The 11,733-nt window shown below is 65.1% G+C and carries 11 protein-coding genes; 5 read left to right on the forward strand and 6 right to left on the reverse strand.

All coding sequences use genetic code 11. The features are described from left to right. Positions 1 to 141: 141 nt before the first annotated feature. From boxC to XH81_RS09185, 4 genes are all read right to left on the reverse strand, one after another. Positions 142 to 1,830 (reverse strand): 2,3-epoxybenzoyl-CoA dihydrolase, encoded by a 1,689-nt coding sequence (boxC, locus tag XH81_RS09170; protein ID WP_271596105.1) that lies wholly within the window; start codon positions 1,828 to 1,830, stop codon positions 142 to 144. A gap of 98 nt (positions 1,831 to 1,928) precedes the next feature. Beyond that, positions 1,929 to 2,465 carry a DUF309 domain-containing protein gene (locus XH81_RS09175; RefSeq protein WP_271596106.1) on the reverse strand — a complete coding sequence of 179 codons (537 nt, stop codon included), beginning with the start codon at positions 2,463 to 2,465 and terminating at the stop codon, positions 1,929 to 1,931. A gap of 18 nt (positions 2,466 to 2,483) precedes the next feature. Further along, complete coding sequence (locus XH81_RS09180; protein ID WP_028139768.1) at positions 2,484 to 3,302, reverse strand: alpha/beta fold hydrolase; 819 nt, start codon at positions 3,300 to 3,302, stop codon at positions 2,484 to 2,486. 114 nt (positions 3,303 to 3,416) lie between these two features. Beyond that, complete coding sequence (locus XH81_RS09185; RefSeq protein ID WP_095425031.1) at positions 3,417 to 4,958, reverse strand: benzoate-CoA ligase family protein; 1,542 nt, start codon at positions 4,956 to 4,958, stop codon at positions 3,417 to 3,419. 137 nt (positions 4,959 to 5,095) lie between these two features. Here XH81_RS09185 and XH81_RS09190 point away from each other — a divergent pair, with 137 nt between their 5' ends. Continuing rightward, positions 5,096 to 6,004: a helix-turn-helix transcriptional regulator gene (locus tag XH81_RS09190; RefSeq protein ID WP_271596107.1), complete on the forward strand. Its 909-nt coding sequence runs from the start codon at positions 5,096 to 5,098 to the stop codon at positions 6,002 to 6,004. Between the two features lie 247 nt (positions 6,005 to 6,251). Then, positions 6,252 to 6,644: a group II truncated hemoglobin gene (locus XH81_RS09195; RefSeq protein ID WP_212475240.1), complete on the forward strand. Its 393-nt coding sequence runs from the start codon at positions 6,252 to 6,254 to the stop codon at positions 6,642 to 6,644. 54 nt (positions 6,645 to 6,698) lie between these two features. On the opposite strand, the gene XH81_RS09200 is transcribed toward XH81_RS09195, so the two are convergent. Then, entirely contained in the window at positions 6,699 to 7,031 is a 333-nt protein-coding gene (locus tag XH81_RS09200) for a PRC-barrel domain-containing protein (RefSeq protein WP_271596108.1), read from the reverse strand. Positions 7,032 to 7,198: 167 nt separating this feature from the next. After that, entirely contained in the window at positions 7,199 to 7,984 is a 786-nt protein-coding gene (locus tag XH81_RS09205; protein ID WP_271596109.1) for an IclR family transcriptional regulator domain-containing protein, read from the reverse strand. 113 nt (positions 7,985 to 8,097) lie between these two features. On the opposite strand from XH81_RS09205, the gene XH81_RS09210 reads away from it, so the two are divergent. The 3 genes from XH81_RS09210 (at position 8,098) to XH81_RS09220 (ending at position 11,698) form a co-directional block, all read left to right on the forward strand. Continuing rightward, positions 8,098 to 9,456, forward strand: coding sequence for an aromatic ring-hydroxylating dioxygenase subunit alpha (locus XH81_RS09210; protein ID WP_271596110.1), 1,359 nt, complete (start codon positions 8,098 to 8,100; stop codon positions 9,454 to 9,456). 130 nt (positions 9,457 to 9,586) lie between these two features. Then, on the forward strand, positions 9,587 to 11,023 hold the full coding sequence (locus XH81_RS09215; protein ID WP_028139761.1) for a glutamine synthetase family protein: 1,437 nt from the start codon (positions 9,587 to 9,589) through the stop codon (positions 11,021 to 11,023). Between the two features lie 321 nt (positions 11,024 to 11,344). Further along, a complete protein-coding gene (locus tag XH81_RS09220) occupies positions 11,345 to 11,698 on the forward strand; it encodes a hypothetical protein (protein WP_028139760.1) in 354 nt (117 codons plus the stop codon). The last annotated feature ends 35 nt before the right edge of the window (positions 11,699 to 11,733 follow it).

Here is an 11,733-nt window from a genome sequence, read left to right on the forward strand (position 1 = left end):
CGTGCTCCTTGTTTCTTGTCCCGGACGCTGCGCAACGCGAAGCGGTGCGCTGCTGAGCCGGGACCCATTGTCTCGTCCGTCTGGGTCCCGGTTCTGCGCAGCGTCACTTCGTGCCGCAGCGCGCCCGGGACACGAAAGTCGTTACACCCGCGTCATATCGAATTTCGGCTTCTGCCCGCTGCCGTAGCGGCGCAGCGCGCCTTCCTCGCCGACGGCGTTCGGGCGCTGGAAGATCCAGTTCTGCCACGCGGTCAGGCGCGAGAAGATTTTCGATTCCATCGTCTCCGGGCCGACGAAGCGCAGGCTGGCTTCCATGCCGGTGAGGCTGTCCGGCGAGAAGCTGGCGCGCTCCTCCAGGAACACGCGGACCTCGTCGTCCCAGTCGATGTCGTCGAGCGCGAAGGTGACGAGGCCGAGCTCCTCGGCCTGCTCGGCATCGAGCGCGGTGCCCATCGTGGCTTCGGCGCGCTCCACATCCGACGGATCGGCCTGGAAGCGCGACTCCAGCCGCGTCAGGCCGTGGCTCATCGGATACGGGCCGAAATTCATGGCGGAGAGCTCGATCGACGGCGGCGGACGGTTGTCGCCCTGGCGCGTGCCGATCAGCATGTAGGAGCGATCGGCGGCGAAGACGAGTTCGGCCAAGGTGCCGGCAAAGCAGGAGCCGGGCTCGACCAGCGTCACCAGCGTGCGCGAGGTGACGTCGATGCGCTTGAGCACGCGCTTCCAATAGTGGCGGATTTCGTTGACCAGCCAGTGCGCCTTGTTGGCTTCGAGGAAGGCGTCGTGCGCGAGCACATGAGCGCGGTCGCCATGGCTCTTGAACACCAGCATGGCGATCTCGAGCTCGTTGATGCGCAAGTGCAGGATGGCGTCGTCGAGCTCACGCGCGACCTGGAGCGGCCAGAACGACGCGCCTAGCGCCATCATGCCGTCGATATCGGCGGGTGCTGCGGCCTCCGGCGCCTTGATGGAGATGGTGGCGATGCGGGCCGTGCGGTCGATATCGACGGTGACGAAGCCGTAGCGGATGCTGGTCGCGTCGATCGCGCGCTTGAGCTGTGTCAGCGCGATGCCCTTGCCGCTGCCCTTGCGCTTCGAGGCCGCAACGAACTCCCTGGCACGCTCGGCGATCTTGCCTTCGAGCTTCGAGTTCGGCGCGATCTCGTCGACGAGGCGCCATTGCACGGCGCGCTTGCCCTTCACGCCCTCCTCGATGGTGCAGAAAAAGTCAGCATGGTCGCGGCGCACCTTGCGCTTGTCGACCACGCGGGTGAGGCCACCGGTGCCCGGCAGCACCGCGAGCAGCGGCACTTCGGGCAGCGCCACCGAGGAAGCGCCATCGTCGGCGAGGATGATGTGGTCGGTCGCAAGCGCCAGCTCATAACCGCCGCCGGCGGCCGAGCCGTTCACCACGGTGATGAAGCGCTGGCCGGAATTCTCGGACGAATCCTCCATGCCGTTGCGGGTCTCGTTGGTGAACTTGCAGAAGTTCACCTTGTGGGCATGGGTGGAGGCCGCGAGCATGCGGATGTTGGCGCCGGCGCAGAACACCCGGTTCTTGGCCGAGCGCATCACCACGACCTTCACCTCGGGGTGCTCGAAGCGCAGCCGCTGGACCGCATCCGCCAGCTCGATGTCCACGCCGAGATCGTAGGAGTTGAGCTTGAGCAGATAGCCCTCGAACAGGCCGCCATTCTCGTCAACGTCCATGGTCAGCGTCGCGACGTCACCCTCGACCGCGAGCTTCCAGTGCCGGTAGCGGGACGGTTCGGTCTGGAAATCGATGAATGTCGCGCCGCCTGCGAGGCGCCGATCTTCCCCGGCCATGGGCCACCCTTGAGCTCGTTTTGGTTTACCGTTAGATGCACAATAGTGCATCTTTTTGGGTGCGTCTAGCCCTCAACCGCCAGCGCATGCACTTTGTTTCATGCAGCCGGCCAGGACCGCACAATCGCGCCAAGCGCGATCCAGTCGGCCTTCGCGAGCTGCGGGCGGCCGATCTTGGCCTGGAGCAGCGCCACCAGGGCCGCGACCGGAAAGCTCTCGACGAAGCCGTCGCCGCCGCTGGCGACCTTGCGCGCGCTCAACCCGCGCAGCTCGGTCAGTGCGTCACCGAACAGGCGCGCGGCCGAATGCGCCTTCTGCATGCGCAAACGCAGATTGGCATTGGCGATGTGGATGCAGGCACGCAGCAGGATGCGCTCGCGGCCGCCTTGCGGCGCGGCGGCCCACACCGCCTCCAGCACCTCCTGCGATTCCCAGAAATAGCCGCGGTCGTTGAGCGCGAGCCCGTAGCGCAACGCCGGATGACGCGCCGGCACATAGCCGCGAAAGGCCGATGGCACCAGCGCCTTGGCCAAGCGAAGCGTTTCGTCATCGGCCTCGACGGCGCCGGTCTCGCCCGGCACATAGGCCCATTGCGGCCAGGGCAATTGGCCGGTCGCATGTGAAGGCACATTCATGGATGTGCCTCCGCATAATCATGCGGCGCGTACCCCGAGTCCCTGATCGTCGCGCAGGGCCGCTTTTGCAAATTGCTCAATCGCGTCAAGCGTCGCCCCCGGCGCTTCACGATGCGGGGAATGGCCCGCGTCTGAAATGACTTTAAAATCTATCGGACAGTAACACTCTTCCTGCGCAATTTCGACCTGACGCAATGTCCCATATTGGTCGCCAGCACCTTGCAGGACCATGATGGGTACGCGGATATAGGCCAGGTATTCCGAGATGTCCCAGTCGCGGAATTTCGGATCGAGCCAGGCGCCGTTCCAGCCGTAGAAGGCGTTGTCGACGTCCTTGTGCCAGCGCGCCAGCTTGGCCTTCAGGTCCGTGGTCTCGAAGCTGGTCTTGATCGCGGCAATCGATTCCACCGAGATGTCCTCGACGATGAAATGCGGCGCGATCAGCACGAGGCCGCTCAGGCGGTGGTCCTGATGCGCGCCGGCATAGATCGTTGCGATCGAGGCGCCGTCGGAATGGCCGAGCAGCAGGCCGCGCTTGAAGCCGATCGCATCGAGCAGCTTCGGCAGCACGTCCAGCGCCTCGCGCTGCATGTAGTCCAGCGGCCGCGGCAATTTCACCGGGCTCGACTGGCCGTAGCCGGCGCGCGAATAGGCGAAGATGCCGGCACCGGTGGCTTGCTGCAGCTTCTCGGGAAAATCGCCCCAGAGCCCGACCGAGCCGAGCCCTTCGTGCAGCATGACGATGGTCGGCGCGTCCGCGGCCTCAGGCGCGAGCCATTTGTATTCGAGGCTGGCGCCGTCGACGCTGAGGAAGCCGGTGGGGGTGAGGTTGGTCATTTCGCGCTCTTCTCTCTCCGTCGTCATGCCCGGGCTTGACCCGGGCATCCACGTCTTTCCTCGTACGCGGCGACGCGTGGATGGCCGGGACAAGCCCGGCCATGACGGCTGTGGCTAATTCGCCCCATCCCGCAACTTGAACCGCTGGATCTTGCCTGTCGCCGTCTTCGGCAAGGATTCCACCACGTCGATCCAGCGCGGATATTTCCACGGGCCGATCTTCTGCTTGACGTGCTCCTTCAGCATTTCCTGAAGATCGCTCGTCGTCGCGCCCGGCCGCAGCACGACGAAGGCTTTTGGCTTCAACAGCCCTTCCGGATCGGCCTCGGGCACGACGGCGGCCTCCAGCACGGCGGGATGCGTGATCAGCGCGCTCTCGACCTCGAACGGCGAGACCCAGATGCCGGAGACCTTGAACATGTCGTCGGCGCGGCCGCAGAAGGTGTAGCGGCCGTCCGCGTCGCGGACATATTTGTCGCCGGTGCGGGTCCACGGTCCCTCAAAAGTGCGGCGGCTCTTGTGGCGCTGATTCCAGTAGCCTTCGCCGGCGGAGGGTGCGTCGACCAGGAGCTCACCGACCTCGCCGTCGGCAACATCTTGCCCGGCCTCATTGACGAGCCGCACCGCATAGCCCGGCACCGGCTTGCCGGAGGAGCCGTATTTGATATCGCCGGGCGCGTTCGACAGGAAGATGTGCAAGAGCTCGGTCGAGCCGACGCCGTCGAGGATGTCGACGCCGAAGCGCGCCTTCCAGCTGGTGCCAACGGATTCCGGCAGCGCCTCGCCGGCCGAGGTGCAGATGCGCAAGGCGCCGCCGCCACGCTCGGCCTTCATGGTCTCGTCGTTGAGCATCGCCGCGAACAAGGTCGGCACGCCGTAGAAGATCGACGGCTTGTAGCGGTTCATCAGGTCGAACATCCGCGCCGGCGTCGGCCGTTCGCTGTTGAGGATCACGCTGGCGCCGACCGACATCGGGAAGGTCAGCGCGTTGCCGAGCCCATAGGCGAAGAACAGCTTGGCGGCGGAGAGACACACATCGCTCTCGCGGATGCCGAGCACCTGTTTGGCGTAGGTGTCGGCGGTCGCCTGCAAATTGGAATGGATATGGCGCACGCCCTTGGGCATGCCGGTCGAGCCGGACGAATAGAGCCAGAACGCCGGCTCATCCGGATGCGTCGCGGCGGTGGTGAACTGATCACTCTCGCCCGCGAGCTCCTCGGCGAGCTGCTTGTGGCCGTTCTGCTTGGCGCCGGACACAACGACATGCTCGAGATCGGGCATGCGGCCGACGACGTCCTTGATGACAGGGTAGAGCGCCTCAGAGACGAACAGCACGCGCGCACGGCAGTCGGCGAGGATGTAGGCGTACTGGTCAGCGGTCAGCAGCGTGTTGAGCGGCACCGGCACGATGCCGGCGCGGATCGCGCCCAGGAACACCACCGGGAAATCGACGGTGTCCAGCATGATCATCGCGACGCGCTCCTCGCGGCGGACGCCGAGCCGGCGCAGCATGTTGGCGGCGCGTCGGCTCTCGCGCTGAAGCTCGCCATAGGTGAGCCGCGAGACGGTGTCGTCGAAGGCCAGCTTGTTGCCCCGGCCCTCCTCGACGTTGCGGTCGAGCAGCCAGGTCACCGCGTTATAGGATCCCTCGCTCACGGACTTCTCCCCCGAATTTAGAATTATAATTCATAGAAAGACACCGCGGCGGCTTGCTGTCAATGCTAGCAGGCATTATGTTTCATTAAAATGCGCCGCAGGACACCCTTCAAAGAGACATCCCTTAAAGAAGGCTCATGACCGACAGTCCCGACGCAGAATCCCGATTTCTCGAACAGCTCGGCCAGCGCGTGCGCACCATGCGCGCGCTGCGCGGCATGTCGCGCAAGGTGCTCGCCAAGGTATCAGGAATCTCGGAGCGCTACATCGCGCAGCTCGAAAGCGGCAAGGGCAATGTCTCCATCGTGCTCTTGCGCCGTGTCTCCGACGCGATGGGCGCGCATCTCGAAGATCTGCTTCCCTCCGCCGATCCGAGACCGGACTGGCAGATGTTTCGCGACCTGCTGCGCAAGGCCACGCCTGCCCAGATCGCGCAGGCAAAAGATCTGCTCGCCGGCGGCAGCGCCTCGGCGCCGCGGCGCGCGCCGTTCTGCGGCATCGCGCTGATCGGCCTGCGCGGCGCCGGCAAGTCGACGCTCGGTCGGATGCTGGCGAAGAAGGTCGGCTGGAGTTTTGTCGAGCTCAACAAGGAGGTCGAGCAGCAGAACGGGCTCTCGGTCGCCGAGATCATCGCGCTGTACGGCCAGGAAGGCTTTCGCCGCATGGAGCAGGCGGCGCTTCAGCAGCTGCTCGCGCGCAACGAGCTGATGGTGCTGGCGACCGGCGGCGGCATCGTCTCCGAGCCTTTGACCTTCGACCAGATCCTGACCTCGTTCTACACGATCTGGCTGAAGGCCGAGCCCGAGGAGCACATGGCCCGCGTCCGTCGCCAGGGCGACCTACGCCCGATGGCCGACGACCGCTCCGCGATGGCGGAGCTGCGCAACATCCTGCTCAGCCGCGAGCCGCTGTATTCGCGCGCGACGGCGGTGGTGGACACGGCAGGTCTCAGCGTGGACGCGGCCGCCGCACGGCTGATCGATGCGGTGCGGCCCGTGCTGCAGAACGAAGCCCGCAGCTTCGGCCTGCGCAGCGTGGCGCTGTAGGTAATTGACCAGCCTCGGCCGTCGTCCCGGACGAGCGAAGCGAAGATCCGGGACCCATACCGCGCGATCTATCAGTTGCGATCGGTAGAAGTACCGAACAGCGAGCCTTCGCCAAACTCCTCCCTGTGGTTATGGGTCCCGGATCTGCGCGCGCTTGAGGCGCGCTTGTCCGGGACGACAGCGGGGATTTTGCACGACCTCCGGCAACACTATATCAAAGCGTCACAGCGAGTTTTTTGGACAGATCATGCACTCCACCGACGTCACCACCATGTTCGAGCGGATCGGCGGCAGTGCCACGATCGACGCCCTTGTCGACCGCTTCTACGACCGCATGGACACGCTGCCGGAGGCGCAGATCATCCGCGCGATGCATGCGGACGACCTCGGCCTGATCAGGAACGTGCTGAAGCGCTATCTCACCGAGTGGACCGGCGGCCCGCGGCTTTACTCCGTCGAGAAGGGCCATCCGCGGCTGCGCCAGCGGCACATCGGCTTTGCCATCGGCGATGCCGAGCGCAATGCATGGATGGTCTGCATGCGCGGCGCGCTGGAAGAGACGGTCGTCGACACGATCGCGCGGCAGGACCTCGACCGCGCATTGTCCGGTCTCGCCGACTGGATGCGCAACCGGCAATGATCCGGTCAGCGTGACGTTCCCGGCGTTTGACCGGCCCGCGAGACTTCGACGCGGCTAGATCGACCAGTAGTTCGGATGCTGGTAGGGCCGCGAGCGGTCGCCCCAGTCGAACTCATCGCCATCGACTTCGCAGGGACCGCTGCTCAATTGCTCCGGCGTCAGTTCGACCTGGAAGGCCTGACGGCCCGGATCATATTTCAACGCTCTCCACTGCACGGGATAATGGTGATGTGTCCCGAGCAACCTGCCGGTCTTGATCACGGCGTAAGCGACCGTTCCACTGACCTTGTCGAGCATCAATCGTTCGATCGTGCCGAGCTTCGTGCCGTCGCCACCATAGACGGCGACGTGCTCGACGCGATCACTGGGAACCATGGTGTGTTGCATGGCGTGCTCCCTCGTCTTGTGTGGCGCGCATTATAGCACAGACGGCGGAATGTAGGGTGGGTTAGCGTCAGCGTAACCCACCTCTTTAGGTCTCGGGGCGCGAGAAGTGGTGGGTTACGCCAAGCGACTGCGCTTCGCGCAGCCGCCAAGGCTAACCCACCCTACGCTTACAGCAGCTGCGAACGCACCGACTCCGCGCCCTCCTGCAACAGCGGCAGGAAACGGCCGATCAATTCCTGCGCCGGCAGCCGATCGACATGGGCGCCCATGTTGATGGCGGCGACGATCACGTCGTCGTAGCGGCGCACCGGAACCGAGATCGAGCGGAAATGCGGCTCGGCCTCGCGGTCGACCAGTGAATAGCCCTGCGCGCGGTCGGCGACGATGCGCGCGAGCAGCGCCTTGGGATCGGTCACCGTCTGCGGCGTCAGCGCCTCGCGCGTCATCGCCTTCAGGCGTGCGGCAAGGTCGGCATCGTCGAGCTGGCCGAGCATGGCGCGACCAACCGAGGTGCAGAACGCCGGCAGGCGATAGCCGATCTCCAATCCGCCCGAGAACACGCGCGCCGGGCTGCTTCGGGCAATGAACACGACGTCATCGCCGTCGAGCACCGCGAGCGAGGAGATTTCGTTCGCCGCGGTCGCAACGCGATCGAGCAGCGGCTGAATCATGGCGACGAGCTGGTTGGACCGCAAGTAAGATGCCGCCAGCGTCAGCACATGCGGCGTCAGCGAGAACAGCTTGCCATCGCCGCTGACAAAACCGCCGCGCTGGAGCGTGAACAGCATACGTCGGGCGGTGGCGCGCGGCAGGTCCGCGGCGCGGGCGAGATCGCTCAGCGTCATCGGGCCGGCCGTCGTGCCGAAGCATTGCAGCAGGCGCAGGCCGCGATCGAGCGCTTCGACGAAATCCGTCGCGCGCTCGTCGGTCTCGCTCCGCTTCAGTTTGGGCATGGTGACGGGACAATCCTGCAAAATAGTGCTTGCTGCTGCTCCAAGGCATGTCATAATTCGCCCATTCGTTCAATAGGCGAACAAACGCCACTCCACAGAGGGATGCTACTGCCATGATGAGCCAGGAGCAGAACGACCTGATCACCCGCACCGGTCCGAAGGATCCGTGCGGAAAGCTGATGCGGAGCTACTGGCAGCCGGCGGCGCTGGTGGATGAGCTCGAAGGCGATCGTCCGATCCGTCCCGTCAAGCTGCTCGGCGAGAACCTGGTGCTGTTCCGTGACGAGACCGGACGCTACGGCCTGATCGACCGGCACTGCGCGCATCGCGGCGCCGACCTCGCGTTCGGACGGCTCGAGCACGGCGGCCTGCGCTGCGCCTTCCACGGCTGGCTGTTCGACGCCACCGGCCAGTGCATCGAGACGCCGGCCGAGCCGAAGGACTCGAAGCTCTGCCAGAACATCCGCCAGCGCTCCTATCCCGTGGTCGAGAAGAGCGGCATCCTCTGGGCCTATCTCGGCGAGGGTGAGCCGCCGGCTTTTCCGGAGCTCGATTGCTTCGTCGCCCCTGATACTCACACCTTTGCGTTCAAGGGCCACATGGCCTGCAACTGGCTTCAGGCGCTCGAAGTCGGCATCGATCCCGCGCACGCCTCCTATCTGCATCGCTTCTTCGAGGACGAGGACACCTCCACCGCCTACGGCAAGCAATTCCGCGGCGCATCTGCAGGGTCTGATCTGCCGATGACGAAGATCTTGCGCGAGTACGACCGCCCGATCATCAATGTCGAGCACACCGAATACGGCCTGCGGCTGATCGCGCTGCGCGAGATCGACGAGGAGCGCACCCATGTGCGCGTCACCAACCAGCTCTTCCCGCACGGCTTCGTCATCCCCATGAGCACGGAGATGACGATCACGCAGTGGCATGTGCCGGTCGACGACGAGAACTGCTACTGGTACGCGATCTTCACCAGCTATTCGAACCCGGTCGACAAGCAGAAGATGCGCGACCAGCGGCTCGAGCTCTATGAGCTGCCGGACTACAAATCGCGCAAGAACCGCAGCAACGATTACGGCTTCGATCCGCACGAGCAGCAGACCGCGACCTATACCGGCATGGGCACCGACATCAACGTCCACGACCAGTGGGCGGTGGAATCGATGGGCGCGATCCAGGACCGCACCAAGGAGCATCTCGGCTCGAGCGACAAGGCGATCGTGCAATATCGCCGCCTGCTGCGACAGGAGATCGAGAAGGTCGGCGGCGGCGAGAAGCCGATGCTGTTCCTGGACGAGGCCAACGCGCGCAGCATCCAGGGACCGGCGACCATGGACGGCATCGGGCCGACCCAGGGGTGGGAGCTCTACTGGATGGAGATCGACGTCAAGCGCCGCCGCGGCGCACCCTGGGCCGCACCGGTGCCGAAGGAGATCGCGGACAACGTGCACCGGCTGACGGCGGCGGAGTGACGTTCGTGCACCGAACCCGTAGGGTGGGCAAGAGCGCAACGCGCCGTGCCCACCATGCTTCGGTGTGGTCGATAGACGCGGTGGGCACGCTCCGCTTTGCCCACCCTACGGCAGCTGAGGGAGTAGCAAAGTGACTTTCGTCGCGCGTCATGCGCTGTGGTCGGATGAGCAGAGGGACGCCGCGTCGCGCATGCGCCGTCTCGTCGAGGACAAGAACCTCGAGGTCATCCGGCTCGCCTTCCCCGACCAGCACGGCATCCTGCGCGGCAAGACCATCATCGCCTCCGAGGCGATCGCCTCGCTGGAGAGCGGCTGCTCCATCACAACGACCATGCTCGCCAAGGATACTTCGCACCGCACGGTATTCCCGGTGTTCACCGCGGGCGGCGGCTTCGGCATGAAGGAGATGGAGGGCGCGGCCGACGTGCTGATGGTCGCCGACCCCACGACGTTTCGCGTCTTGCCGTGGGCGCCGACCACGGGCTGGGTGCTGTGCGACCTCTACTTCAATGACGGCCGCCCGGTGCCGTTCGCGACGCGCTCGCTCTATCGCAAGGTGCTCGACCAGCTCGCCAGCCGCGGCCACGATTTCGTCGCCGGGCTCGAGGTCGAATTCCACATCTTCAGGCTCGACGATGCGCATATGCGGCCCGAGGACGCCGGCCAGCCGGGCACGCCCCCGTCGGTGAGCCTGCTCAGCCACGGCTATCAATATCTCACCGAGCAACGCTTCGATCAGATGGAGCCGGTGCTGGAGATCCTGCGCCGCGACATCGTCGCGCTCGGGCTGCCCCTGCGCTCGGTCGAGGTCGAGTTCGGGCCGAGCCAGTGCGAGTTCACCTTCGCGCCGAAGAAGGGCCTGGAGCCCGCCGACAACATGGTGCTGTTTCGGAGCGCCGTGAAGCAGATCACGCGCCGGCACGGCTATCACGCCACCTTCATGTGCCGCCCGAAACTGCCGAATGTGTTCGCGAGCGGCTGGCACCTGCACCAGTCGATCGTCTCGCGCGCCAGCGGCGAAAACATCTTCATGGCCAAGGACGGCAGTGAGCCGCTCAGCGCGTTTGGCCGGGCGTACCTTGGCGGCCTGCTCGACCACGCCCGCGCCTCGACCGTGTTCACCACGCCGACCATCAACGGCTACAAGCGCTACCGCTCCTATTCGCTGGCGCCCGACCGCGCGATCTGGGGCCGCGACAATCGCGGCGTGATGATCCGCGTGCTCGGCGGTGCCAATGATGCCGCAACGCGCCTGGAGAACCGCATCGGCGAGCCCGCCGCCAATCCCTATCTCTACATGGCCTCGCAGATTCTCTCGGGCCTCGACGGCGTCGACCGCAAGCTCGATCCCGGCCCCTCCGCCGACACGCCCTACGAGACCAAGGCGCCGCTGCTGCCGAAGTCGCTGCGCGATGCAGTCAGCGCACTGAAGGACGATCCGTTCTTCCGCGACAAGCTCGGGCCGGAGTTCGTCGACTATTACACCCACATCAAGAACGCCGAGATCGACCGCTTCCTGTCAGAAGTGACCGACTGGGAGCACCGTGAATATTTCGAGGTGTTTTGACGCCCTGCCCCGCGGATTCCTCAAGAGAGTAACGGCTCACGGCCGTGTGAAGCGGCTTCGTCGCGCCGGTTCCGACGACATCGCACCGCTGCCGGACGAAGCCATTTTCCATCCCCGCGAAAACCCACTGAAAGACTCCTGCGCTAGGATTCCTGCATGTGATCAACAGTGGAGTTCGATCATGTGGGACCAGTTATTCAGCCTGATCTACCGCCTGTCGTGCCGGGCAACCTTGATCAACATCGGTCGGCATCATCTGGCGCGCTGAACTCAATGGATGCGCGATAGGTAAGACGGATTGACCAGATTAGGAGCGTTTCCATGCGCAAGCTGATCCTGATCGCAACGGTGTCTCTGCTCACAAGCCAGGCCTATGCGGGTGGGTCGCGGAGCCTCAGTCTCGCAGCGAGCAATTCCAGCCAGCAGGCGATCGAGCAACCCGCCACGGCGGCAACGGTCTCGCCGCAAACCACCCAGGCGCCGTCGCAGCCGGCAAATGTCCAGACTGCGACCACCGCACCAACCTCAGCAACGGCACCGGCGGCCACGGTGGCACCAACCACGCAATCTACGCCGCCGGCAAGCACGGCCGGAACGACCAAGCCGAAGCGGCGTCAGCTGTCCACCGACGCCCAAATCGTCCGTGCGCTGCATCGCCACGGGATCTATTGGTAGGATCGGCAGCCGGCCCCGGTCTTCACCATCGCCAT

It is taken from the genome of Bradyrhizobium sp. CCBAU 25360 (assembly GCF_028128695.1).
Taxonomy (GTDB): domain Bacteria; phylum Pseudomonadota; class Alphaproteobacteria; order Rhizobiales; family Xanthobacteraceae; genus Bradyrhizobium; species Bradyrhizobium ottawaense.